Annotated in this window: 25 protein-coding genes; 11 read left to right on the forward strand and 14 right to left on the reverse strand. The window is 64.6% G+C overall.

The genetic code is table 11. The annotated features are described in order from the left end of the window. Positions 1–5 precede the first annotated feature (5 nt). Positions 6–1214, reverse strand: a complete 1209-nt coding sequence (locus tag CT676_RS06110) for an ABC transporter substrate-binding protein (protein WP_085399512.1) — start codon at positions 1212–1214, stop codon at positions 6–8. A gap of 104 nt (positions 1215–1318) precedes the next feature. Between CT676_RS06110 and CT676_RS06115 the strand changes: the two genes are divergently transcribed. After that, entirely contained in the window at positions 1319–1798 is a 480-nt protein-coding gene (locus CT676_RS06115) for a MarR family transcriptional regulator (protein WP_085399511.1), read from the forward strand. Positions 1799–1807: 9 nt separating this feature from the next. On the opposite strand, the gene CT676_RS06120 is transcribed toward CT676_RS06115, so the two are convergent. Continuing rightward, positions 1808–2479, reverse strand: a complete 672-nt coding sequence (locus tag CT676_RS06120) for a TetR/AcrR family transcriptional regulator (RefSeq protein ID WP_085399510.1) — start codon at positions 2477–2479, stop codon at positions 1808–1810. A gap of 178 nt (positions 2480–2657) precedes the next feature. Between CT676_RS06120 and CT676_RS06125 the strand changes: the two genes are divergently transcribed. The 3 genes from CT676_RS06125 (at position 2658) to CT676_RS06140 (ending at position 5371) form a co-directional block, all read left to right on the forward strand. Then, positions 2658–3521 carry a DUF3313 domain-containing protein gene (locus CT676_RS06125; protein ID WP_135214269.1) on the forward strand — a complete coding sequence of 288 codons (864 nt, stop codon included), beginning with the start codon at positions 2658–2660 and terminating at the stop codon, positions 3519–3521. 62 nt (positions 3522–3583) lie between these two features. Then, a complete protein-coding gene (locus CT676_RS06130; RefSeq protein ID WP_085399508.1) occupies positions 3584–3838 on the forward strand; it encodes a hypothetical protein in 255 nt (84 codons plus the stop codon). A gap of 585 nt (positions 3839–4423) precedes the next feature. Further along, on the forward strand, positions 4424–5371 hold the full coding sequence (locus CT676_RS06140) for a LysM peptidoglycan-binding domain-containing protein (RefSeq protein WP_085399507.1): 948 nt from the start codon (positions 4424–4426) through the stop codon (positions 5369–5371). A 55-nt stretch (positions 5372–5426) separates the two neighbouring features. Here the strand turns inward: CT676_RS06140 and CT676_RS06145 are convergent, their stop codons facing one another. Both CT676_RS06145 and CT676_RS06150 read right to left on the reverse strand, forming a co-directional pair. Further along, positions 5427–6500, reverse strand: coding sequence for a tartrate dehydrogenase (locus CT676_RS06145; RefSeq protein ID WP_085399506.1), 1074 nt, complete (start codon positions 6498–6500; stop codon positions 5427–5429). A 21-nt stretch (positions 6501–6521) separates the two neighbouring features. Continuing rightward, the gene (locus CT676_RS06150; protein WP_085399526.1) at positions 6522–7820 is read right to left on the reverse strand and encodes an MFS transporter; all 1299 of its coding nucleotides are present in this window, start codon (positions 7818–7820) and stop codon (positions 6522–6524) included. Positions 7821–7976: 156 nt separating this feature from the next. Between CT676_RS06150 and CT676_RS06155 the strand changes: the two genes are divergently transcribed. Next, a complete protein-coding gene (locus CT676_RS06155; protein WP_085399505.1) occupies positions 7977–8894 on the forward strand; it encodes a LysR family transcriptional regulator in 918 nt (305 codons plus the stop codon). 38 nt (positions 8895–8932) lie between these two features. Next, entirely contained in the window at positions 8933–9757 is an 825-nt protein-coding gene (locus CT676_RS06160; protein ID WP_085399504.1) for an aspartate dehydrogenase, read from the forward strand. A gap of 3 nt (positions 9758–9760) precedes the next feature. On the opposite strand, the gene CT676_RS06165 is transcribed toward CT676_RS06160, so the two are convergent. Further along, entirely contained in the window at positions 9761–11065 is a 1305-nt protein-coding gene (locus CT676_RS06165) for a sorbosone dehydrogenase family protein (protein WP_085399503.1), read from the reverse strand. A gap of 478 nt (positions 11066–11543) precedes the next feature. On the opposite strand from CT676_RS06165, the gene CT676_RS06170 reads away from it, so the two are divergent. The 3 genes from CT676_RS06170 to CT676_RS06180 all read left to right on the forward strand — a co-directional run bounded on the left by CT676_RS06170 (position 11544) and on the right by CT676_RS06180 (position 13008). After that, positions 11544–11978, forward strand: coding sequence for a hypothetical protein (locus CT676_RS06170; RefSeq protein ID WP_244623074.1), 435 nt, complete (start codon positions 11544–11546; stop codon positions 11976–11978). Positions 11979–12301: 323 nt separating this feature from the next. Then, the gene (locus tag CT676_RS06175; RefSeq protein ID WP_028147657.1) at positions 12302–12508 is read left to right on the forward strand and encodes a hypothetical protein; all 207 of its coding nucleotides are present in this window, start codon (positions 12302–12304) and stop codon (positions 12506–12508) included. Between the two features lie 293 nt (positions 12509–12801). Beyond that, positions 12802–13008, forward strand: a complete 207-nt coding sequence (locus CT676_RS06180; protein WP_135214115.1) for a DUF2934 domain-containing protein — start codon at positions 12802–12804, stop codon at positions 13006–13008. A 539-nt stretch (positions 13009–13547) separates the two neighbouring features. Here the strand turns inward: CT676_RS06180 and CT676_RS06185 are convergent. The 8 genes from CT676_RS06185 to CT676_RS06215 all read right to left on the reverse strand — a co-directional run bounded on the left by CT676_RS06185 (position 13548) and on the right by CT676_RS06215 (position 20645). Continuing rightward, on the reverse strand, positions 13548–13925 hold the full coding sequence (locus tag CT676_RS06185) for a hypothetical protein (protein ID WP_085399501.1): 378 nt from the start codon (positions 13923–13925) through the stop codon (positions 13548–13550). 234 nt (positions 13926–14159) lie between these two features. Next, a complete protein-coding gene (locus CT676_RS06190; protein ID WP_063981571.1) occupies positions 14160–14786 on the reverse strand; it encodes an isoprenylcysteine carboxylmethyltransferase family protein in 627 nt (208 codons plus the stop codon). A gap of 28 nt (positions 14787–14814) precedes the next feature. Further along, the gene (locus tag CT676_RS06195) at positions 14815–15846 is read right to left on the reverse strand and encodes an NAD-dependent epimerase/dehydratase family protein (protein ID WP_085399500.1); all 1032 of its coding nucleotides are present in this window, start codon (positions 15844–15846) and stop codon (positions 14815–14817) included. 29 nt (positions 15847–15875) lie between these two features. Further along, entirely contained in the window at positions 15876–16412 is a 537-nt protein-coding gene (locus CT676_RS06200) for an Mpo1-like protein (RefSeq protein ID WP_085399499.1), read from the reverse strand. Positions 16413–16563: 151 nt separating this feature from the next. Further along, positions 16564–17232, reverse strand: coding sequence for an OmpA family protein (locus CT676_RS43860; protein WP_167767960.1), 669 nt, complete (start codon positions 17230–17232; stop codon positions 16564–16566). After that, on the reverse strand, positions 17232–17648 hold the full coding sequence (locus CT676_RS43865) for a hypothetical protein (protein ID WP_085399497.1): 417 nt from the start codon (positions 17646–17648) through the stop codon (positions 17232–17234). Before CT676_RS43865 ends, CT676_RS43860 begins: the two co-directional genes overlap by 1 nt. Positions 17649–17736: 88 nt before the next feature. Then, positions 17737–18024: a type II toxin-antitoxin system HicB family antitoxin gene (locus CT676_RS06210; RefSeq protein ID WP_085399496.1), complete on the reverse strand. Its 288-nt coding sequence runs from the start codon at positions 18022–18024 to the stop codon at positions 17737–17739. 8 nt (positions 18025–18032) lie between these two features. Beyond that, positions 18033–20645 (reverse strand): UvrD-helicase domain-containing protein, encoded by a 2613-nt coding sequence (locus CT676_RS06215; protein WP_135214117.1) that lies wholly within the window; start codon positions 20643–20645, stop codon positions 18033–18035. 237 nt (positions 20646–20882) lie between these two features. Between CT676_RS06215 and CT676_RS06220 the strand changes: the two genes are divergently transcribed. After that, positions 20883–21056, forward strand: coding sequence for a DUF1328 domain-containing protein (locus CT676_RS06220; protein WP_008556598.1), 174 nt, complete (start codon positions 20883–20885; stop codon positions 21054–21056). A 61-nt stretch (positions 21057–21117) separates the two neighbouring features. Here CT676_RS06220 and CT676_RS06225 read toward each other — a convergent pair whose 3' ends face one another. Continuing rightward, the gene (locus CT676_RS06225; RefSeq protein ID WP_028147665.1) at positions 21118–21612 is read right to left on the reverse strand and encodes a thioesterase family protein; all 495 of its coding nucleotides are present in this window, start codon (positions 21610–21612) and stop codon (positions 21118–21120) included. Between the two features lie 84 nt (positions 21613–21696). Here CT676_RS06225 and CT676_RS06230 point away from each other — a divergent pair, with 84 nt between their 5' ends. Beyond that, positions 21697–23121, forward strand: a complete 1425-nt coding sequence (locus tag CT676_RS06230; RefSeq protein WP_085399524.1) for an FAD-linked oxidase C-terminal domain-containing protein — start codon at positions 21697–21699, stop codon at positions 23119–23121. The last annotated feature ends 3 nt before the right edge of the window (positions 23122–23124 follow it).

The raw sequence follows: 23124 nt of genomic DNA on the forward strand, positions 1-23124 counted from the left end.
GGCCGTTATTGCGTGGTCAGCGGACACTTGCCTTCGCTCTCCGCGCGGAATGCGTCCTCGCCCTTGATCGTGGCGACGACCTTCAGCAGGTCCCAGGCCGAATTCGACTCCTCGGGCGCCTTGACCTGGAGCAAATAGAGCGGGTGGATCTTGCGTCCGTCCTTGCGGATGTAGCCCTTGCCGAACAGCGGATCGTCCGTCGGCATCTCCTTCATCGCGGTGACGACGGCCTTGCCGTCCTTGGCGCCGCCGACCTTGTCGACCGCCTTGAGGTAGTGAATGACCGAGGCATAGACGCCGGCCTGCATGTCGTTGGGATAAGCCTTCGAGGGAATGCGCTCGGCGAAGCGTTTGGCGAAAGCCCGCGTGCCGTCGTTCAGATCCCAGTAGAACGGGTTCATGATCTGCGCGCTCTGCGCAAACTTCAGTCCGAGTGAGGGAAGGCCGTTCATCCCCAGGATCAATCCGACCAGCTTGTGGTCCTTGGTCAGCCCGAACTCGGCGGCCTGCTTCATCGAGGTGATGGTATCGTCGCCGGCATTGGCGAAGCCGACGACGTTCGCGCCCGAAGCCTGGGCCTGGAGCAGGAAGGAGGCGTAGTCAGCCGTTCCCAGCGGATGCCGCACGCTGCCGAGCACCTCGCCGCCGGACGCTTTCACGGCCTCCGCGGCCTGCTTCTCCAGATCGTGACCGAACGCGTAGTCGGCGGTGATGAAGAACCACTTCTTGCCGCCCTGCTGCACGATCGCCTTGCCGAGGCCGCGCCCGTAGGCATAGGTGTCGTAGGTCCAGTGCACGGTGTTGGGCGTGCATTTTTCGCCGGTCAACAGAACCGTGCCAGCGCCCGATCCGACGAAGACCTTGTTCTTCTCGGCGCTCATGCCGGCGACAGCGAGCGCGATCGACGAGTTGGGGATGTCGAAGATCGCGTCGACGCCGTCATTCTCGTACCAGCGTCTGGCGATGCCGATCCCGATGTCGGTCTTGTTCTGATGGTCGGCCGCGACGACCTCGACAGGCTTGCCGGCGGCCTTGCCGCCATAATCCTCGACCGCCATTTTTGCGGCGACGACCGAGCCGATCCCCTGATAGCTCGCGAACGGACCGGATTGGTCGTTCAGGATGCCGATCTTCACGGCATCCTGGGCAAAGCCCGGCGCGGCAACCAGCATCGAGGCCAAAATGCACAATTTGTGCAGGAATTTGCTGTTCATTGTGTCCCTCCCATGCGCGGTCTTGGTGCCGCTAAATAATAGTTATATTTTATAGCTATTTTTGAGAGTGTCAATTCGGCTTTGGCCGCCGCGGATTGAGGATCATGAGTTCGAAAACCGTAAGACCCGGGTTGAAGTCCGATCAGCAGCCGGAGAAATCGCTGGACCTGCGCGCGCTCCGGCGGACGCCCGGCTTCATGCTGCGCCTCGCGCAGTTGAAGTTTTTCGAAGGCTTTTACGAGGAGTTCGCCGCGTTGGGCCTGACGCCGGCGACCTATGCGATCTTCGCCGTCATTCGTGACAATCCCGGCGTGCCGCCGAGCAGCCTCGCCAGCCTGCTTCGGCTGCGCCTGCCGAACCTGATCAAGATCCTGAACGAGCTCGAATCGTCCGGCTTCATCAAGCGCAACCGCTCGAAGGCGGATCGTCGCGCCGTCGAGCTGATGCTGACGCCGAAGGGCGCAAAGCTCATTGCCGAGGGGGCAAGGCTGACAGAGCCCTATAACGAAAAGATGCTGGTCCCGCTCAGCGCGGCCGAGCAGCGCACGCTGCTGGAATTGCTGAACCGGCTCCTGCCGCTCTAGGGTCGGGCTCTATCGCTTCCTGACCAGCTTCAGGGGACGACCGGTCTTCTGAATGCGGGGCTTGATCGCAGCGCTCTGTGCGTCGGGCGGGTTCAGGAAGCGCGCGAGCATCGTTCTCAGATGCTCTACGCTCTGCTTGATATCCAGCTTCGGATTGCGGATCGGCATGGCGCGGGATCCGTCGACGAGGGCGATCAGGATGTTTGCCGTCGCGTCCGGATCTAACCCAGGATCCACCCGTCCCTGCTGCTGCGCGCGGCGCAGGAAGTCGCTCCACATGCGGCGGACCGCCGCGGTGTGGCGTTCGATGATCGCAGCGAATTCAGGATTGCGGGCGGCCTCCGCGAGACCATCCAGATTGAGGATCTGGGCGGGACGAAACCGCAGGCTGGTTTCCTCGATATCGACGAGCAGTGCCTCGATCACGTCGGTGGCCGCGAGAATCTTTTCAAACCGCTCGGCCGACCGCGCGAGACCGAGGTCGATCATCGCCTCGATGATCGCCTCCTTGCTCGCGAAGTAGTGATAGAGGTGGCCCGGACTGATGCCGGCTTCGGTACAGATATCTGTCGTGCTGGCGCCGCGGAAGCCGTCCCGGATGAAGCAGCGGATCGCCGCGCCGAGGATTTCCCCGCGCTTCTGCTCATGCTTAACGGGGTCGACTTTCCTCAAACCGGACATCTCCACTCACACTCGCCCCGTTTAGCACGACGGTTCGCCACGAGAAAATCAAAATTAGAGAGTTCCATCTATTTATGTTGACGGATGTTGCGAGGCGTGAGAAGTGATTATTAGAGCGATCTCTCTAATAAACTGCCGATGCGGGAATGGGACCATGCGCTTTCCACGGACGGCCCTGATGGGTGCCGCGCTTGCGCTCGGAGGGTGTGCGACCGCGCCGCTCGAACAGGCCGGCTCGCTCAGGAGCTACGACCGGATGTCGGAAGCGAACGGGCTGGTGACGCGATCGAAAATCCGCGTGAACAAGCAGGATGTCCTGGCGGCGAAGACGATCCGGATCGCATCGACCGTCTTTCCCGCGCGCACGGATGTCGTCTTGAACGAAAAGGAACGTCGCCTGGTTGCGAACGCCATCAGCCGCGAGCTGTGTCTCCGCTTGAGCGAGCGCTTCCGTATCGTCTCATCCGATGACGATGCCGATCTCACGGTGCAGGCGACCGTGACACATGCCGCGCCGACCAGCCCGACCGCCTCCGGCGCATCGAAGGCCCTGTCGATTGCCAAGACCGTTGCGCTGCCCGGCGTGCCTGTACCGGTGCCGAGGCTTCCGGTCGGGCTCGGCAGCCTGTCGGTCGAGGCGGAGGCGCGCGATTTTGTAGGATTTCAGAAGGCGGCCATGGTCTGGGCGCGCGGCGCCAACTCGATTACCAACTCTCCGCGGGTCGCCAATGAGGGCGATGCCTACGATCTCGCCGCCGATTTCGGCACGGACTTCGCAAAACTGGTTACGACCGGAGAATCGCCGTTCGGCGGCATCCCTGCGCTGCCGCCGATGGACAGCATTCCCGTGCGCCTCGGCGGTGCACCCAAATACGTCGCCTGCGAAGCGTTCGGACGGTTTCCCGGCATCACCGGCATCGCGGGGCAGGGGCTCGGCCTGCCGCCGGCCTGGACCGATTCCGGCGCCAAGGAGAGCCCGGCCAACAATCCGGCCCCGCCGCCTGTGCCCGGAGCGAATTCAGATCAGGCGCTGACACAGTGATGCGGCCGCGCGCCCCGCAACATCCGAGCCCGACATATTGGTAGCCGATCAGAGTCAATGACATGCTGACATCCGGAATAACTCGCCTTTCCCAACGCGCTTTGCGCCAAAGCGCAGCACGCGACGATGCGCGCGCGAGCAGCGTTCCCCTGTTCACGGCCGATGAGGCGTGGAGCCGGACGAATGCAGATCGGCGTGCAGTCGACGAGAGGGATGACCAGGACTCGATGCTCGAGCCCGGCTTCTGGATGACGGCCCTGGTCGCGTTCCTGCCCACGGTCGCCGGCTGCCTCTATCTCGTCCTGACCCAGGGATGAGGCGCGCAGCGAGCGCGGCACTGGGGACAAGCGATGCATTCACGATATGAGTTGGCGTGCGGCCAGCGAAGGTCCGTCTTCGGCCGCCGCAGTTCTCTGGCGGCCTTGTCCGCCATCTTGACGCTGCTGCTGGCGGGATGCGCGTCGAGCGGGAATTTGCCTCCTGTCTATCATCCTCCGCGTCCGCCTGGTGCCAAGGCGGTGCAGGAGGGCGTCAGGAAGGCAGCCGCCGAAGTCAAGCTGACCGGGGGACTCGAGACATCCGCCGTCCGCCCTACTGACCACGGGCCGGGGGCGTATTTCGTCTGCCTGAGGCAGGGCGCTGGTCCGTCTGACAGACACCCCGCCTATTCGGTCTTTTTCGACGATGACGCCTACAAGGGAGTCCAGAGCTCGGTGATCCTTGATACCTGCGAAGCCCAGCCATGGATTCCCTTCAATTGATGCCGGGGATGTAAGGGGCAGGATGAGAACCTCGACCGACGGGCGTCACGGGCCCGGTTCCGTGCCCCAAAATCCACCCAATCGGTGGTCACTAAGCCCGCGGAGGAGGCCTTTGCCTCCCATGGTGGGACTGCTGGACGGATGATCGATTTGAGGCGGCTAGTCGTGCTGGCAGCGGTTGCGCTGCTCGCCCTAGGCACCGGCATGGCCGCTGCCTCACCTGCGAAGCCGAAGCGCCCCGCGGTCACGACCGCTGCGCCGCCGCCTCCCGCTCCGCCGGTCGAGCCGCTGCCGCCGCCAAAGATCTACCTGTTCCGCGGCGCCATGGGGCCGATCTTCTCGACCGGCATGGACCGGCTCAGCGAAAAGCTGACGAAGGCCGGCTTCTCGGCCGACGTCTATGAATTCACCATCTGCCGATGGATCGGCGATCGTGTCATCTCCAGCTACAAGGAGAGCCCGGCGCCGATCGTGCTGATCGGCCACTCCATGGGCGGGCTGTGCTCGGTCGTGATCTCCGAGATGGCGGCCAAGGAGAACATCCGGATCAGCCTCGTCATCGCCATCGATTCCGCGCATGCGACCGGCGACGTGCCGCTCAATGTCGAGCGCTTCATCAACATCTTCCTCTCCGACAGCGTGCTCGGCGGCGGCGACGTCGTGGCCGTGCCCGGCTATCGGGGCCATTACGCGAGCTACGACCTCAAGGAGAACAGCCGCGTCTCGCACATCAACATCGAGAAGTCGGACGACATCCATCGCCAGATCATCGAGATGGTGACGCAGCTGCCACGCATCCCCGCGCAGAGCCAGGCCGATGCGGTACCGTTGCGCTATCTCGTGCCGCCGAACACGCCGGTGGAATTGTGGGACAGCGGCGTGCGGGTGCCGGTGCGCGCGGGCGACACCATGGAGAGCATCGCCGCCGCCCGCCGCGTGCCGCTGTGGACGCTGGCGCAGAGCAATTCGCTGGCGGAGAACGCGACCCTCACCCCCGGCCAGTCCATCATCGTCCCGCGCCATCTGACGCCGCCCGAGCCTGTGGCCGCGATGGCGGCGCCGGCGCCTCCGCCGCAAGGGCGGAAGTAGTTGATCCACAACTCGTCATGGCCGGGACAAGCCCGGCCATGACGTCGGGTAGCGATTACACGTTCGTCCCGTGGATCGCGTCGATAACGGCGTCCGTGACTTCCTTCGTCGTCGCCTTGCCGCCGACATCGGGCGTCAGCACGCCGGCCGCGCAGACGCGCTCGACCGCCGACATCAGCCGTATTGCCGCGTCCTTCTCGCCGAGATGCTCCAGCATCTGGGCACCGGTCCAGAAGGTCGCGACCGGGTTGGCGATGCCCTTGCCGGTGATGTCGAACGCAGAGCCGTGGATCGGCTCGAACATCGAGGGGAAGCGGCGCTGCGGGTCGATGTTGCCGGTCGGCGCGACGCCGAGGCTGCCGGCGAGTGCGCCGGCAAGATCGGAGAGGATGTCGGCGTGGAGGTTGGTCGCAACGATCGTGTCGAGGCTCTTCGGATGCAGCGTCATGCGCACCGTCATGGCGTCGACCAGCATCTTGTCCCAGGTCACATCGGGGAATTCGGTCGCGACTTCGGCTGCGATCTCGTCCCACATCACCATGCCATGGCGCTGCGCGTTCGACTTGGTCACCACGGTCAGGAATTTGCGCGGCCGCGACTGCGCGAGCTGGAAGGCGTAGCGCATGATGCGGGTGACGCCGACGCGGGTGAACACCGCGACCTCGGTGCCGACCTCTTCCGGCAGGCCCTTGTGGGCACGGCCGCCCATGCCGGCATATTCGCCTTCCGAGTTCTCGCGCACGATCACCCAGTCGAGATCGCCAATGCCGACATTGCGCAACGGCGAGGCGACGCCGGGCAGGATCTTGGTCGGCCGCACATTGGCGTATTGATCAAAGCCCTGGCAGATCGGCAGGCGCAGGCCCCACAGCGTGATGTGATCGGGCACGTCGGGCGCACCGACTGCGCCGAAATAGATCGCGTCGAACTTCTTCAATTCGGTGAGCCCGTCGGCCGGCATCATCACGCCGTGCTTCTTGTAATAGTCCGAGCCCCAGTCGAACGTCTTGACGTTGAAGGCGAGGTCGCCGCTGCGTTTTGCCAGAGCCTCCAGCACGCGGACGCCGGCCGAGATGACCTCGGGGCCGATGCCGTCGGCCGGAATTGCTGCGATCGAATGAGTGCGCATGAAGATGCTCCGTTTGAGATGTCAGTGGGATTGCGGGACGGGTTCGACGGGCGCGGTCTGCGCGCGCGACAATAGCAGGGTCAGGACCGCCGAGAGAACGAGCAGGCCGCTGACGAAATAGAGTCCGCCGACAAAACTGCCGGTCTGGTCCTTGATCCAGCCGATCATGGCCGGACCAACGAAGCCGCCGAGATTGCCGATCGAGTTGATGGTGGCGATCCCGGCCGCGGCCGCGGGGCCGGACAGGAACAGCGTCGGCATGCTCCACAGTGGCGGCTTGGCCGAAGAGATGCCGATGTTCACCAGCGTCAGCGCGACCAGCACAGCGACGACGCCGGTCGCAAGGCCGGCATAGGCGAGCCCCACGGCCGCGAGCAGGCAGGCGAGCACGACGTGCCAGGTGCGCTCGCCGGTGCGGTCCGAATGCCGCGCCCACAGCACCATGGCGACGACGGCGGCGGTTGCCGGCAGTGCATTGAGGAAGCCGACCTGGAGCGTGGACAGGCCGAACTGCTTGATGATCTGCGGCGCCCAGACGCCGAGCGTGTAGAGGCCTGCCGAGGTGCCGAAATAGATGAGCGCGAGCGCCAGCACGCGCGGATCGGCGAGCCCGCGCCAGATGCTGTGGCTCGCGGTCGCGGCCTTGCTCGTGGTTTCCGCATTCATGACGTCGACCAGCCATCGCCGCTCGTCGTCCGCGAGCCATTTTGCCTTTTCCGGGCGGTCGGTGAGGAATGCCAGCACAACGAAGCCAAGCAGCACGGCCGGCAGTGCCTCCAGCACGAACAGCCATTGCCAGCCCTTGAAGCCGAACAGGCCATCCATTTCCAGCAGCGCGCCGGAGACGGGCGATCCGAGTACGGTCGACAGCGGCGCCGCCGCCATGAACAGCGCGGTCACCGCGGCGCGCTGGCGCGCCGGGAACCAGTAGGAGAGATAGAGGATGATGCCGGGGAAGAAGCCGGCTTCGGCGACGCCGAGCAGGAAGCGCAGCACATAGAAGCTGGTCGGGCCCTGCACGAACGCCATCGCGGCCGACACGAGGCCCCAGGTGATCATCACCCGCGCGATCCAGATCCGCGCGCCGACCTTGTGCAGGATGATGTTGGAGGGCACCTCGAACAGGAAATAGCCCCAGAAGAAGATGCCGGCGCCGAAACCGTAGACGGTGGGCGACAGGCCGATGTCCTTGTTCATCGTCAGCGAGGCAAAGCCGATATTGACGCGGTCGATGAAGGCCACGAAGTACAGCAGCATGATGAAGGGAACGATGCGCCAAGTGATCTTGCGCAGCACGCGCGTCTGAATCTCGCTCGCCACCCTGGCCTCCTCGAGTTCCGGCTTGTTGTTGTATCGGCGGACCCTGAGGTCCACGCCGGCAACGAGCCTAGGCGGGGGAAGGAGGCATACTCAATTGGCGCTGGTTTATACAAAAAAATGATATAATCCTCGCCTGGCGAGACGAGAGGACCTTGGATGGAATTGCATCAGTTGCGATGCTTCGTGGCGGCGGCCGAGCAGCTGCATTTCGGCCATGCGGCGCAGCAGCTCCAGATGCTGCCCTCCGCGCTCGGCCGGCAGATCAGGCTGCTGGAAGAAGATCTGGGAACGCGGCTGTTCGCACGGACCACGCGCGCGGTGTCGCTGACGGAAGACGGTTCGACGCTGCTGCGCGATGCCCGCGCCATCCTCGCCAAGGTCGAGGCGGTCGAGAATAATCTGCGCAACCGCTCGCGCGCGGGCGCCGCGCGGCGGCTGCGGGTCGGCGCCATCGACAGCGCGGCGGCGGGATTGCTGCCGCCGCTCTTGCGCGATTTCCGCGACAAGCATCCCGAGATCGCGGTGCAGCTGCTCGAAGACAAGACCGTCCGGCTGCTGCCGAAGATTTTGACCGGTGCGCTCGATCTCGCCTTCGTCCGCCCGCCCGACAGTGCGGACAAGCGGCTCGAATTCCGCGATCTGCTCCAGGAGACCGCGATCGTCGCGTTTCCGCAGCGCCACCCGCTCGCCGAGCGCAAGTCGATCACGCTGGCGCAGATCGCCGACGAGGCGATGCTGGTGCCGGACCGCCGCTCGCGGCCGCACAGCCATGACCTCACCATCAAGCTGTTCGAGCAGGCCGGGCTGACGCCGCGCATCGTGCAGGTCGCCGACGAGAAGCAGACCATCATCCATCTGGTGGCAACGAAGCTCGGTGTTGCGATCGTGCCGCGCTGGACCACGCGGATGGCGGTGACGGGCGTGCGCTTCGTGCCGCTGCGGCCGAAGCAGAGCGGCCCCATCGGCCGGCTGCCGCTTGCCGCCGCATGGCTGCGCGGTTCGCGCGACCCGGCCCGCGATGCCATGCTGGCGGTGCTGGAGGCGCGCCTGCGCAGCTATGCGCGGGAGGCGTGAGCGGCTATGACATGGGCCTGGCGAGAAGGCGGGATGCGATGACTGGACAGAAAGCTTCGAACGAATTGCGGGTTGCCATCGCAGGCCTGGGCTCGATCGGCACCAAGATCGCGTCGGCGCTCGATCAGGGTATCGAGGGGCTGACGCTGTCCGCTGTCGCCGTGCGTGATCCCGCCAAGCATCAGGCGTTTCTGGGCGGCCTGCGTCGTGCGCCATCCGTGCTGCCGATCGATCAGCTCGGTGACGCCGCGGATATCGTGGTCGAATGCGCGCCGAGCAGCCAGTTGCGCGCGATCGTCGAGCCCGCGGTGAAGCGCGGCAGGGCCGCGGTCGTCGTCAGCGTCGGCGGGCTGCTCGACAATTTCGATCTCGTCGATCTTGCCCGCGCCAATGGCGGCCGCATCATCGTGCCGACCGGCGCGCTGATCGGGCTGGACGCCGTCAACGCCGCCGCAATCGGCACCATTCATTCGGTGAAGATGGTGACGCGCAAGCCGATCGACGGTCTGAAGGGCGCGCCCTTCATCGTCGACAACAACATCGATATCGACAATCTGCGCGAGCCGCTCAAACTGTTCGAGGGCACCGCGCGCGAGGCCGCAAAGGGCTTTCCGGCCAATCTCAATGTCGCGGTCGCGCTGTCGCTCGCGGGCGTCGGACCCGACCGCACCTCCGTGCAGATCTGGGCCGATCCGACCGTGACGCGCAACGTTCACCGCATCGAGGTCGAGGCGGATTCGGCGCGCTTCTCGATGTCGATCGAGAACATCCCGTCGGAGAATCCCAAGACGGGCCTGATCACGGCGCTCTCCGTGATCGCGCTGCTACGCAAGCAGCGCGCCACGCTCTGTGTCGGGACGTAACCTCTACGCGCCCGTGACGCGCCAGATCACGTTGCCGACGTCGTCGGCCATCAGCAGCGACTTCTTGTCGGGTCCGATCACGACGCCAACCGGACGGCCGTAGGATTCCTTCTCGTCCGGGGACAGGAAGCCCGACAGGATGTCGCGACCGGGGCCGGAGGGCTTGCCGTTCTCGAACGGGATGAACACCAGTTTGTAGCCCGAGAGAGTGCTGCGATTCCACGAGCCGTGCTGGCCGATCACCATGCCGTCGGGGAAGCCGGGCAGGGTCCCTGCGGGCATCCAGCACAGGCCGAGCGAAGCGGTGTGGCCGCCGAGTGCGTAGTCCGGTTGAAGCGCCTTGGCGACCATCGCGGGATCCTGCGGCACGCGATCGTCGACCGTCTTGCCCCAGTAGCAATAGGGCCAGCCGTAGAAGCCGCCGTCGCGCACCGAGGTGAGATAATCCGGCGGCGTCTCGTCGCCGAGCCCGTCGCGCTCGTTGACGACGGTCCAGAGCACGTTCGTATTGGGCTCCCAGGCAAGACCAACAGGATTGCGCAGGCCCGCACCAAAAATGCGATGCGTGCCGGCGGCGAGATCGAGCTCATAGACCGCGGCGCGGCCTTCCTCGACCTCCATGCCCATCTCGGCGATGTTACTGAGCGAGCCGACACCGGCATAGAGCTTCTTGCCGTCGGGACTTGCAAGCAGGCTGCGCGTCCAGTGGCCGCTCGGCTTGAACGTCGTGAGCCGCTTGCCCGGTGCGGTGATGCGGTCGGCATTGGCGACATAGGGGAAGGCCATCACGCCGTCGGTGTTGCCGACATAGAATGTGTTGCCGACCAGCGCCATGCCGAAGGGCTGGCTGAGGTTCTCCATGAAGGCGCCGCGCACTTCGGCGACGCCGTCGCCGTCCTTGTCGCGCAGCAGCGTGATGCGGTTGGCGCTGACGCCGAGCGCTGCGGCGCGCCGCATCGTCGCCTGCATCGCATAGTGAAACACCGACCTCGGCGCGCCCGCGATCTGCGTCGCCTCCGCGATCAGCACGTCACCATTCGGCAGCACCTCGATCCAGCGCGGATGGTCGAGCCCGGCCGCGAACGCATTGACCTTGAGCCCGGGGGCGACCGTCGGCTTGTGGCCCTCGCTCCAGCCCCTGGCCGTCGGCATCTTCAAGGTCGGCAGCGCCCCCTGCGGCTTCGCTTCGGGGATCGCCGGCGCCTGGCCCCAGGCCGGCGCGGGCGCGGTCCCCGACAGCCGCCGCCATTGCAGCGCGGCACCGCCGATCAGCGCGACGAACTGCGCGAAGATGCTGGAAAAGGTCATGGAAATCCCCTGTTGAACGTACGGCACAGTCCAACGACGGATCGCCCAAAGCCCCGCGCGGGCTCAGACCTTATCGTCGACCTCTCCGGATCCACGATGGGATGTCGTCGTGCCTTTTTGCGCGCGCATCCAACTGGGTAGCGGCAAAAAGGTCAACCGTTACGGAACTCGATCAGCGCCTATTCCCGAGGAATGGCAGCCGACCAAATTTGCATGGAGAGGAAAGTCAGCGGCCGATGTGCCGGTCCAGCCGCCGGCGCGAGCCTCTGCTGCTACGCTAGGCACGCCCAAAGAACTGACTGATTTTCGGTGCCATTGCCCGCCGCGCGCCGTTACGACATCTCCAGGCATGCAACTGTTTAACCATCCGTTAACCATAGCTATTCATGATACTGCCCGTGTATGTGTGTTCGCGACGAGCTTGAACTGCATGGCGCAGCGTAGTTCCAGAGCGCCAGTTGGAGGGGATGAGGGCATCTTGAGCTTTCCCTCACCGCTGGCACCAGACAAGGGAGCAACAGCTCTCGATCTGGTATATCAAGCGGCCGATGTCTTCCGCGATATGGAGAAGCACGCCCGCGAGACCGAAGCCCGTGCCCAATCACTTTGCACGAGCGCCATAGAAAGATTGCGGCTGGCCGAAGGGCGAGCGGAGGCCGCCGAGCGGGCACAGCGTGAACTCACCGTAACCACCGAACGTAAGCTGCAAGATGCTTGCCGAGCGCTGGAGCTGGCCCAGTGCTGCATTGAAGCTCAGAAGGATAAGTTGACGGCCGTAGAGCTTCGCGCCGAAGTTGCGGAAGCCGAAGCGCGACAAGCCAAGGAAGCGCTCGCGCTCGTTGAAGAGGCCATTCGCAAGCGTCTGCTTTGCGCAAATCCGCATGCCGATGGCAGGTTGGCAGCGGTAGCCTGATCAATTGCGACTGCAATGGCTCACTGGGGGCTACCGCGCGGACCGGCGCGGCACGGGCGAACTACCCCTGCTGCGAGCCTGGCGGTAGCCACCTCCTTTAGCATTTGAAATCGGGTGGGATTGGGTTCGACCCAAACAGGGGCTGGTGCAGCCTGAGAGGCTCATTTGACTTGCGGGACAAGACGCCGCGTGACCCGCGCGCCAATCCAAATGACAGAGCCAAACGATAACGAACTATTAACCATGTTGAGCTATCTGGAGAATTGGGCATTCGGGGCGCGTGTGCTGGCTTGCGGGCCAGCCGGTAGCGTAGGCGTGGACCCATGGCCCTTGACCCGGAAGAACTCGTCACCCTGACAGATCACGGCTCGATGAAACTGCGCGCGGCAGTATCGCGCGCGATGACGTTGCCACCCAAGGAACGCAAGCGGACGACAATCGTCCGCGAGGGTGAGCCGGCGATCCTGCATTTCGAGCAGATCAAAAACCTTGCGGCGCGGTGGAACGAACGGCTCGCGCCAATCGACTGACTAGTTTCGCTGCGCTGGTGTCAATCGGGCCACGAGCCCCCAAAGAGGCGGCCCGTGCACGGCCTCGTCGACCCTCGGTAAGCATGAGTTTGATGCCGGTCGCCGCATGCGGATTACCGTTCGTTGCGACCTGCGTCCGCGAGCGCTGCCGAGATCTCTCGCAATGAGCGCCGACCGCCCTTTAGCGGCACCCGCGCGACGCTTGGCTTCCGCTGCCCCGTTAAGATTTCATTAACCCTACGAGAGCAAGTCTTTTGGCTGGGGCCGGGCGGATCATTCGCAAGGAAAATCCCATGCCAAATCTGGAAGAGGCAATTCGCGAGCGCGCCTACCACCTCTGGGTCGCCGATGGGCAACCCGACGGAAAGGCGGAAGTCCATTGGAAGCATGCTCAATACGAAATTCTCGAAGCGTCAGTCGCAAACCCTGCTGTGGCTGACATCGCATTGACAAAACCCGCCAGAAGGGTGCGATCCCCGAAAAAGCAAAACTCGCGCTGACGGGTCCAGCGCGAGGACGTGCGCCATTCGCAATTCGGTCGGCGGGCTGCCGGTCGTCGTTAGAAATGACATCCAACGATGCGGGAATTGGCAGCCTCGCTAACCCAAATTTCTTCGAGAGGAACAGACAACAACACCTAGACTATTCGTCGGGTCGGCAGTTCAATTGGCATTGGTTGATCGAGTCGGTTTCTCGCACCATCCAGCGCCGAGAGCGACGAGCGCCGACGTGACCAGAGCCGATGGCAACCAGTGTCCGACGGGACCAGCGTCCATAAGGCCAGCGTCCATAAGGCCAGCGTCAAGGAGGCCAGGGTCCAGAAGGCCAGCGTAGAGCGAGCATCAACCCTGCAAGCAGCCCGCCAAGTCTGCTCGCAGCCCAACTTGGCAAGACACGGCAAGGCCTTTGCCAGCGAAGAGCCTTTGAGGCTTTTGGGACCATCGGTTACTCCGATGGTCCCTTTTCATTGTGGTGCCATTGGCGCGAGACATCGGGCGGCTGTTGCTTCCGCGTTCACCATGCAATCGAGCGAGGAACGCTATTTGATCGTCGCGTGCACAGTGATTACCGACGTGCCAGAAGCTGTCGGTCCCTGACCCGTCGCTTTGATGGCAAAGGTATCGCTACCCTTATATTTGGCCTTCGCCTTGTATTCGAACGTAGACAGGTTGAGCCTTTTCAGCTTGCCGTGTGACGGCTTTTGAGAGATGTCCGAGCCACTCACCGTGCCGCGTATCTTGATTGGAAATTGGCAACTTCCTCCGGACGTGAGGTCAATGTCGGCCGTCGAGTTCTCGCCCCAATCCGCTAGTGTGCCTGAGATTGAGCATTCAGAAACGGCCGCCGCCCGAGATACAGACAGTAGGCTTGGACAGCTAGCGATGAGCGCCAACGCGGCGACCTTTGACAACTGCATAATCGGCTTCTCCGTAGCGTTGTCAGTTTACGGACATCACTCCTCTGGCACCCCGGCTAGGGCTAGGCGCATGCCCTCGCAGACCCGCTCTCGTCCTGCGAGATATTTCGTATCGTCGCTTGCTTGGCTGACAAGCAAGCGACTGATGGTAAAGCTTGGATCGAGCGCAAGTCCGACACTAGCAGTAACTTCGTGCAGAGAAAGCGGAACGCAGCGACCGCGCCTTCAGGACGCTCACCGCGGCGATAGGAACGGAATGATCATCGGCACGCGGCGGCAATAAGCGCCGTAGGCGTCTTCGCCGAGTTCCTTGGACAGAAACACCTCTTCCATCCGGCCCTTCTGCCACATGCCGAGCGAGATCAGGATGGCGCCGAGGATCGTCGTTACGAGGCCGATCGCGATGCCGGTGACGAGCATGCCTGCAATCAGTCCCGTGTAGATCGGGTGACGCACGATGCCGTAGGGGCCAGTGTCGATAACGCGGTGGTCCTCCTTGTGGGTGATGGTGTTGGACCAGAATTTTCCGAGATGCAGCCGGCCCCACCAGGCGAAGGCGATGCCGGCGGCCGAGAGGACCGCGGCGATGTAGATGCCGGTGTTGCCGAGCACCCAGAGCGGCTTCCAGCCCAGGACCTGTGCAACCCACGGCGTGTACAGGATTCCGCCGACCAGGATCGGCAGGCGATAGCGCTGCGACTCCAGCGTCATGACCTGCTTCTGGGTGCGGCCCTGCCAGAACGAGGCGCCGACCCAGCTGGCGAGAAAGGCGAGCCAGATCAAGGCCAGGAGTTCGGTCGGCCAGGTCGTGGTCCAGCCACCCCAGGCCACGGAGAGAAGCTTGCTGAAATCGAAGGACATGAAGGTTCTTTGCGTTTGGGCGGAGGCCTTAGCTCGCGCGCGAGGAAAGCGCGTGATGCTCGATGGCGCCGGAGGGCCGCTGGCCGTTGCGGGCGAGCAGATGGGTGATGGTTTCGCGCAAGACCGGTTCGATCGGGCGCGGCGCGTAGCCGAGCTCGGTGCGCGCCTTGCCGATCGAGAGGTCGCTCGCGGCAAGCGCGATGCGCACGCCCTCGGCGGTGCCGTTGGGCGGCCGGCGCGTGATGCGATCGGAGATGGATTCGAGCATGATCGCGGAGAGCTCGGCGATCTTGCCGGGCACGACGACCGGGAACTGCCGGCGGCCGCTCATCGCCGACATCATCCGCAGGATGTTGCCGAGCGGGACGCAGTCGCCGCCGAGGATGTAGCGCTGGCCGATGCGGCCGCGCTCCATGGTCAGCACAAGGCCCATCGCGACGTCGCGGACATCGACGAGATTGACCAGGAAGTTGAGATGCGGCTGCACCTTCTTCTGGAGGAAGTACCACAGCATTGCGGTCGGCGGCGTCAGGTTGTGGTCGGCGGCGCCGATCGGCATGGTCGGCGTGCCGATCACGAGCGGAAAGCCCGCGGCCGCCGCCTTCGCGGCGTGGTGCTCGGCGAGCGACTTCGACCGCGTATAGGCGCCGGGCATCGCATCGGCCGGCTGCAGCGCCTCTTCGGCGGCAACGCCGTTGAGGTCGGAATAGGGGAACAGGATCGATTCCGTCGAACAGTGCAGGAAGCGCGACACGCCGCGCTTCATCGCCGCGGCAAGCACGATTTCGGTGCCGCGGCAATTGACGTCGTGGAAGTCCTGCTTGTTGGCGACCCACATGCCGGGCAGGCCGGCGAGGTGATAGACCTGATCGACACCGGCGATCGCCGCGTCCACCGCGGTACCGTCCAGCACCGAGCCGTGGATGTGTTCAACGTCCGCGTTCGCCGCGGCCGGCGCACGGACATCGAGAACGCGTACCCGCTGCCCACGGGCGCGGAGCGCTTCTACGAGATGATGTCCGATGAAGCCGCTGCCACCGGTAACCAGTACGAGAGCCATGCAGAAGGTTTACTGTTTCGCTTCTAGAGCTATCGGGTTGAAAGGGAATTGGTCGGAACAGGCGCCAAAATCGCGGCAAGGTCGCGACGGAAGCCCAGTGCAATGAATAATTTCGCCATGACAAACATCGGTCCAAGCAGGAAATGCGCGGGGTGGTCGACCATCGACGGCTGCCGTTCCTCGAAAACCCTGTGGCCCACGATCTGCGCTGCGACGCCAGATCCGATCAGCAGCGCAAAAATCGACCACATCATGACGATCGAGGCCTGATTGCCGATTGCGGTTGCGACCGAAAGCAGCACGATCATCGCGGCGAGGATGCCGAGCCCAATCCCGGCGTCCAGCATCAGCCAGTAAACCAGCACCGGCAGGGCCGCAACCACGGCCAAGCTCACCTCGATCCCGAAGATGGGAAAACGCACGAGAGTGAGCGGCAGCACGGCGCCGGTGAAGAGCAGGAGGATTCCGACCACGTGCATCGCGCAGTTCCAGGGATCGCGATGATATTCGACGTAATCGGCCAGTTGGCGTTGAAAATAACCAGCCATCTCGGTCTCGTGCAGCATGGGGTCTGGGAAGGGCGAGAACAGGCTATAGCACCTGATAGGGCAGTGCACAAACCGGCTCGCGTGTCGCGCAAAGCATGGCTGTTGCGCTTTCGACAGGCCGCAAAACGGTCGGAACTTCAAAGAGTTCCGTCAGGGGAGGTGATCTCGTTCAGCGCTTCTTGGCGGGCTTTTTCGCCGCAGGCCCAGGCGCCGCAGCTGGATGCGCAGGCGCCTCCTCCGGCACCTTGGCATAGGTCAGGATTTGCAACTGACCGTTGGCGGCCGAGGTCGGCTTGGCCCGGTCGAGAAACTGCTCCTCGCCGAGGCCGATCGGATGCAGCCGCTTGGTCGAGATCTTGAAGGTGTTCACCAGGACGTCACGGATCGCATCGGCGCGTCGCTGGCTCAGGATCGCATTGGCCTCGCGCGTCTTCGCATTGGATTCGACATGGCCGACGATCAGGAACGTGTACGGCAGCAGCGAGGAGTTAACCAGCGCGTCCGCGATGCGGCCGACGGTCTGGTAGGAGGTCGGCTGGATGATCGGCGTGTCGGCGTCGAACTGGATCTGCGCGTTGAGGGCGGGCAGGTTGGCGAGATCAGGCGCGATCAGCGGCCGGTTCACCGGACCCGGATCGTTCTTGATCCTGGCCTTGGCGCGCTCCATCACCTGCTGCTTCAGCGCGGGAAGGTCGACCTCGGCGGCCTGTTCGAAATGGTTCAGCTTGCCGACGATGTCGTCACGCGTCGGCGCCGCCGTCTGCGCGCTTGCTGCGCCCGCGAGCAGGGCCAGGACCTGGACCACGACCAGCGTGATGGCGATTCCGTTCGCGCGCATCACCGATACCCCGCGTCGTCGACGGCCTTCAGGCAGTTGTTGCTGATGCCCTTGGGCGTCGTGACCAGGCAGGGGATCGACTTGCTGGTCTCCTTGGTCGAGCCGCCGCAGACCTTGACGATCTCGCGCTGGCAGGCGTTCGCCACCGTGACGCGCGCGGCGACGCGCTTCTGGATGGCATCGAAGGCGCCGAGATAGTCGCTCTGGCATTGCTGGGAGAGCACGTCGCGGTTGCGGGACAGGCACTCTTTCAGCCGGGTCGAGTCCGGGTTGACGCCGCGGCAATTGGCGACGATTTCCGCGCCGCAGCTCTTGGCCAGGAGCCCGATCGAATCGCCAAAGCTCATGGTCTCCGCCGCCGCAAGCGACGGCATAACCAATGCCAGCAAGATCAGTGTGATGGAGCCCCGGACCATGGGCGCATCTGATACGGGGAAGTTCGCGGTGGTCAAGGGGCGTTCGGGTGAGAACTGTCGAACGTCCGGCCAGTGCGGCGAACAGTCCTCACTCGGCCTCAGGGAGGGGCGGCCATTCGATCAGGGCGACCGTGTGTTTCCTGAGGTCGTCGGCCACAGCAGGGTCGGCCTTGAGCTCGTCCAATGTCCGCGGCGGGGGAAGCTGGCGGCCGTCCGCGCTCAGCTCCTGCGCATAAAATGCGAGCGCCTCGGGCGCACTCTCCAGGGCCTCGTCGACGTCGTCGCCGCCGGAAATGCAGCCCGGCAGGTCGGGAAACCACAAGCCGACGGCGTCGTCCGGGCCTGCGTCCTCGATGATGGCGACGTACTGAGGCATATCAGGCCTCACGCCCGCTGCACAAAACTGTCCACGACCTTCTTCTCGCCGGCCTTGTCGAAGGCGATGGTGAGCTTGTTGCCGTCGATCTTGGTGACGCGGCCGTAGCCGAATTTCTGGTGGAAGACGCGGTCGGAGAGGGAAAATTCCGAGGTGGTGCCGGTGGATTTGGCGACCAGCTCGCCCTCGATCGTCATCGGCCCGCGGCGGCGTGAGGAGAAGCTGCCGAAATCCGGGCCGGATGAGGAGGAGAACGACGAGGCCTGTTCCTCGAAGCCGCCTTGGCCGCCGCCACTGCGGCCGCCGCCCCGGTTGCGGTTGGCCTGGGCGCGCTGCCAGCCCGGGGTCGAATAGGTGGAACCGAACGCCTCCATGTCGTCGAAACGCGAGGCGCCGTAGCCGCCGGTGCCGCCCCAGGCCGAGCCGCCCTTGGATTCCGTGATCTCGACATTGGCGGACGGCAATTCGTCGAGGAAGCGCGACGGGATCGTGGTCGACCAGGTGCCATGGATCCGTCGGTTGGTCGCAAAGTAGATCTTTGCGCGGCGCCTCGCGCGGGTCAGGCCGACATGGCCGAGCCGGCGCTCTTCCTCGAGGCCGGCGCGGCCCTGCTCGTCCAGCGTGCGCTGGCTCGGGAACAGGCCTTCCTCCCAGCCGGGCAGGAACACGTTGTCGAATTCGAGGCCCTTGGCCGAATGCAGCGTCATCAGCGACACCGCGTCCTCGTCGGCGCCGCTGTCGCGGTCCATCACCAGCGAGATGTGCTCGAGGAACCCTTGCAGGTTCTCGAACTCCTCCATCGAGCGCACCAGCTCTTTCAGGTTCTCCAGCCGGCCCGCGGCGTCTGCCGAACGGTCCTTCTGCCACATCTCGGTGTAGCCGCTCTCGTCGAGCACGATCTGGGCGAGATCGGTGTGCGCGGTGACCTCGCGCTGGGCGCGCCAGCGGTCGAACTGGGCGACGACGTCGCGCAAGCTTCCGCGCGCCTTCGGCTTCAGCTCGTCGGTCTCGACCACCGCGCGCGCCGCCTCGAACAGCGGGATGCGGCGCTTGCGGGCGTGGTCGTGGAGCATCTGCACGGTGGCGTCGCCGAGGCCGCGCTTGGGCACATTGACGATGCGCTCGAAGGCGAGGTCGTCGGCCGGTGAGTTGATGACCCGCAGATAAGCCAGCGCGTCGCGGATTTCGGCGCGCTCGTAGAAGCGCGGGCCGCCGATCACGCGGTAGGGCAGGCCAAGCGTGACGAAACGATCTTCGAACTCGCGCATCTGGTAGGAGGCACGCACCAGGATCGCGATCTCGTTGAGCTTGTCGCCCCGGCGCTGGATCTGCTCGATCTCCTCGCCGATGCCGCGGGCTTCCTCTTCCGAATCCCACGAGCCGGTGACGGTGACCTTCTCGCCGTCATGGTCCTCGGTGCGCAACGTCTTGCCGAGCCGGCCTTCGTTGTGCGCGATCAGATGCGAGGCGGCGGCGAGGATGTGGCCGGTCGAGCGGTAATTGCGCTCGAGGCGAATGACCTTGGCGCCGGGGAAATCGTGGTCGAAGCGCAGGATGTTGTCGACCTCGGCGCCGCGCCAGCCATAGATCGACTGGTCGTCGTCGCCGACGCAGCAGATGTTTTTGACGTGGGGCGTCTGCTCCCTCGCCCCGCTTGCGGGGTCGCGACGAGCTTCGCTCGCGCTGAGAGCGTCGGGGTGAGGGGCTGTCTCCACGAGTTCAGTCTGCGGAGAGTCCCCCTCACCCGCATCGCTTTGCGATGCGACCTCTCCCCGCACGCGGGGAGAGGTGAAGGAGGGAGACGTCGGCGCCTGCGACAGCAGCCGCAGCCACAGATATTGCGCGACGTTGGTGTCCTGATATTCGTCGACCAGGATGAATTTGAAGCGCTGCTGGTATTGCCGCAGGATGTCCGGATGCTCGCGGAAGATCCGGATGTCCTCGAGCAGCAGATCGCCGAAATCGGCGGCGTTCAGGATCTTCAGCCGCTCCTGGTAGCTCGCATAGAGCTTGCCGCCCTTGCCGTTGGCGAACACGGCGGCTTCGCCTGACGGCACCTGCGACGGCGTCAGGCCGCGGTTCTTCCAGCCGTCGATCAGGCCGGCCAGCATGCGTGCCGGCCAGCGCTTGTCGTCGATATTGTCGGCCTGGAGCAGCTGCTTGAGCAGCCGCACCTGGTCATCGGTGTCGAGCACGGTGAAGTTCGACTTGAGCTGCGCCAGCTCGGCATGGGTGCGCAGGATGCGGCCGCCGATGGAGTGGAAGGTGCCGAGCCACGGCATGCCCTCGACCGCATGGCCGAGCATCTGGCCGAGCCGATGCTTCATCTCGCGCGCGGCCTTGTTGGTGAAGGTCACCGACAGGATCTCGGCGGGGCGGGCGCGGCCCTGGCTGAGGATGTGGGCGATGCGCGTGGTCAGCACGCGCGTCTTGCCGGTGCCGGCGCCGGCCAGCACCAGAACCGGGCCGTCCAGCGTCTCCACGGCGTCGCGCTGCTCGGGATTGAGCCCGGACAGATATTTCGGGCCCACGGAGGCGCGCGCACGCGCGGCGATGCCGCCGGCTGCGGGCTGGTGGTCGGGTACGCTGGTGATCTTGCTCGGCTCGGTCATGCGAATCATTGGCCCCACGATGGCACCGCGGGGTGGTGGAAGGGAGCCTTCTTAACAGGGATTGCTGCCTATATGGGGCGCCGGGGCGAGGTTTTCCACGTGCGCGGCGGGCTGATTTGTTCCATCGGCGAGGGCGAATTTCCAGCTTGCGTGGGCCGGAACCATCGTTCCCGCGTCGAGATTGTCTGGACAGGTGGCGCGGCCAGCCGCGCCGACGCAGACAGACATCAAGACGAGGGTTTGACCATGCTAGGCTGGGTTGTGACGTTTCTGGTTATCGCACTGATCGCCGGCATCCTGGGCTTCGGCGGCATCGCCGGCGCCTCGATCGAGATCGCCAAGATCATCTTCTTCATCGCGGTCGTGCTGTTCCTGGTCTCGGCCGTGGTGGGCCTTGCCCGCGGCCGCAACAGGATATAGCGCGGTCTGATGGGTGCATGATCTTACCGGAAAACCGCTTCACACTTTTCCGGATCATGCACTACCGCTTCGAGGGCATCGCCACGTTCCGGCCGATGCCCTCGGGCCGCGGCACGGCGCCGTGGGCGCCCACGACGGCTGCGATGCGCTGCCGGATATCGGGCGGAAAGGCCGCCACCTTTCGCGAGCCCATGTCGATGTGGAGCGACATGTTTTCGGAGGTCGCCGACAGCCAGCCTTCGGTCGCGTGCCGCAACTCCTGGAACGTATGCAGCCGCTTGTCGTCGGCTTCGAGCAGCCAGACCGACACCTGCACGGGATCGCCGAGGTGGATTTCGCGCAGATACCGCACATGGCATTCGGCAGTGAAGGTCGAGCCGCCTCGCTCCTTCATGTAGCCCGGCCCGATCCCGAGCTGTAACCACATCTGGTCGATCGCGCGGTCGAACATCACGTTGTAATAGGCCATGTTGAGATGGCCGTTATAGTCGATCCATTGCGGCTCGATCTGCATGATCGACGAGCGGAACGGCTCGGCAGCGGCGGTCTCCGGCATGTGTCTTTCCTGCTATGCGCGCGGTCGCTTGACTTGACCGGTCAGATGTCCTTTGCCACGGTTCTTCTGTCGGGAGGAATGTCCGTGGGTACGACCATCACCAATAATCCGCCGCGGGTCGAGCCGAAAGCCCTCGCAAGCGCGCTGGAGCAGCTTGCCGCACGGTTCGGCAACCGCCTCATCACCTCGCAGGCCGTTCGCGAGCAGCACGGCCATACCACCACGTGGATCGTCAACCAGCCGCCGGACGGCGTGGTGATGGCGCAGGAGACCGCCGACATCCAGGACGTGGTGCGGATCTGCGCCAGGAACCGCGTGCCCGTCATCGCCTTCGGCACCGGCACCTCGCTCGAGGGCCAGGTCAACGCGCCCGCCGGCGGCATCTCGATCGACCTGCGCGACATGAACAAGGTGCTCGCGGTGCATGCCGAGGATCTCGACTGCGTGATCCAGCCCGGCGTCACCCGCAAGGCGCTGAACGAGCATCTGCGCGACCAGGGCCTGTTCTTCCCCATCGACCCCGGCGCGGATGCTTCGCTCGGCGGCATGGCCTCGACCCGCGCCTCCGGCACCAACGCGGTGCGCTACGGCACCATGCGCGACAGCGTGCTCGCTTTGAAGGTCGTGCGCGGCGACGGCGAGATCATCACCACAGGCACGCGCGCCAAGAAATCATCCGCCGGCTACGACCTGACGCATCTGTTCGTCGGCGCCGAAGGCACGCTCGGCATCATCTCCGAGCTGACCATTCGCCTGCGCGGAATCCCTGACACGATCGCGGCCGGTGCGGTGTCGTTCGAGACCGTGCACGGGGCATGTCAGGCGGTGATCCTGGCGATCCAGACCGGCATTCCCGTGGCGCGCATCGAGCTGCTCAACGCCGCGCAGGTGAAGGCCTGCAACGCCTATTCGAAGCTGACGCTGCCGGAAACGCCGCTGCTTCTGATGGAATTCCACGGCAGCGAGGTCGAGGTCGGCGAGCAGTCCAAGGCCTTCGGCGAGATCGCAAAGGATTGCGGAGGCGGCGATTTCTCCTGGACCACCAAGCCGGAGGATCGCACCAAGCTGTGGCAGGCGCGGCACGACGCCTATTGGTCGGTGAAGGCGCTGCGGCCCGGCGACAGCATCGGCGTGGTTGCGACCGACGTCTGCGTGCCGATCTCGCGGCTTGCCGATTGCGTCGGCGAGACCGAGGAAGACCTCAAGCGCCTCAACCTGCTGTCGCCGATCGTCGGCCATGTCGGCGACGGCAATTTCCACTGCTCGCTGGTCTGTGACACCAACGATGCCGACGAGATGGCGCGCGGCGAGGAGTTCATGCATCGCCTGGTCGAGCGCGCGCAGGCGATGGACGGCACCTGCACCGGTGAGCACGGCATCGGCCAGGGCAAGCAGAAATATCTCAAGGCGGAACTCGGCCCCGAAGCGCTCGACGCGATGCGGGCGCTGAAAAAGGCGCTCGATCCGCTGAATATCTTCAATCCCGGCAAGATCGTGCCGGAGGCATAGCGC

This window comes from Bradyrhizobium sp. MOS001, from assembly GCF_004634465.1.
GTDB classification, from domain to species: domain Bacteria; phylum Pseudomonadota; class Alphaproteobacteria; order Rhizobiales; family Xanthobacteraceae; genus Bradyrhizobium; species Bradyrhizobium barranii.

Excerpts from the sequence above, each read along its gene's own strand:
- CT676_RS06110 (WP_085399512.1), bottom strand. The coding sequence starts at position 1,214 with ATGAACAGCAAATTCCTGCACAAATTGTGCATTTTGGCCTCGATGCTG.
- CT676_RS06115 (WP_085399511.1), top strand. The coding sequence starts at position 1,319 with ATGAGTTCGAAAACCGTAAGACCCGGGTTGAAGTCCGATCAGCAGCCG.
- CT676_RS06120 (WP_085399510.1), bottom strand. The coding sequence starts at position 2,479 with ATGTCCGGTTTGAGGAAAGTCGACCCCGTTAAGCATGAGCAGAAGCGC.
- CT676_RS06125 (WP_135214269.1), top strand. The coding sequence starts at position 2,658 with ATGGGTGCCGCGCTTGCGCTCGGAGGGTGTGCGACCGCGCCGCTCGAA.
- CT676_RS06130 (WP_085399508.1), top strand. The coding sequence starts at position 3,584 with ATGCTGACATCCGGAATAACTCGCCTTTCCCAACGCGCTTTGCGCCAA.
- CT676_RS06140 (WP_085399507.1), top strand. The coding sequence starts at position 4,424 with ATGATCGATTTGAGGCGGCTAGTCGTGCTGGCAGCGGTTGCGCTGCTC.
- CT676_RS06145 (WP_085399506.1), bottom strand. The coding sequence starts at position 6,500 with ATGCGCACTCATTCGATCGCAGCAATTCCGGCCGACGGCATCGGCCCC.
- CT676_RS06155 (WP_085399505.1), top strand. The coding sequence starts at position 7,977 with ATGGAATTGCATCAGTTGCGATGCTTCGTGGCGGCGGCCGAGCAGCTG.
- CT676_RS06160 (WP_085399504.1), top strand. The coding sequence starts at position 8,933 with ATGACTGGACAGAAAGCTTCGAACGAATTGCGGGTTGCCATCGCAGGC.
- CT676_RS06165 (WP_085399503.1), bottom strand. The coding sequence starts at position 11,065 with ATGACCTTTTCCAGCATCTTCGCGCAGTTCGTCGCGCTGATCGGCGGT.
- CT676_RS06175 (WP_028147657.1), top strand. The coding sequence starts at position 12,302 with ATGGCCCTTGACCCGGAAGAACTCGTCACCCTGACAGATCACGGCTCG.
- CT676_RS06180 (WP_135214115.1), top strand. The coding sequence starts at position 12,802 with ATGCCAAATCTGGAAGAGGCAATTCGCGAGCGCGCCTACCACCTCTGG.
- CT676_RS06185 (WP_085399501.1), bottom strand. The coding sequence starts at position 13,925 with ATGCAGTTGTCAAAGGTCGCCGCGTTGGCGCTCATCGCTAGCTGTCCA.
- CT676_RS06190 (WP_063981571.1), bottom strand. The coding sequence starts at position 14,786 with ATGTCCTTCGATTTCAGCAAGCTTCTCTCCGTGGCCTGGGGTGGCTGG.
- CT676_RS06195 (WP_085399500.1), bottom strand. The coding sequence starts at position 15,846 with ATGGCTCTCGTACTGGTTACCGGTGGCAGCGGCTTCATCGGACATCAT.
- CT676_RS06200 (WP_085399499.1), bottom strand. The coding sequence starts at position 16,412 with ATGCTGCACGAGACCGAGATGGCTGGTTATTTTCAACGCCAACTGGCC.
- CT676_RS43860 (WP_167767960.1), bottom strand. The coding sequence starts at position 17,232 with ATGCGCGCGAACGGAATCGCCATCACGCTGGTCGTGGTCCAGGTCCTG.
- CT676_RS43865 (WP_085399497.1), bottom strand. The coding sequence starts at position 17,648 with ATGGTCCGGGGCTCCATCACACTGATCTTGCTGGCATTGGTTATGCCG.
- CT676_RS06210 (WP_085399496.1), bottom strand. The coding sequence starts at position 18,024 with ATGCCTCAGTACGTCGCCATCATCGAGGACGCAGGCCCGGACGACGCC.
- CT676_RS06215 (WP_135214117.1), bottom strand. The coding sequence starts at position 20,645 with ATGATTCGCATGACCGAGCCGAGCAAGATCACCAGCGTACCCGACCAC.
- CT676_RS06220 (WP_008556598.1), top strand. The coding sequence starts at position 20,883 with ATGCTAGGCTGGGTTGTGACGTTTCTGGTTATCGCACTGATCGCCGGC.
- CT676_RS06225 (WP_028147665.1), bottom strand. The coding sequence starts at position 21,612 with ATGCCGGAGACCGCCGCTGCCGAGCCGTTCCGCTCGTCGATCATGCAG.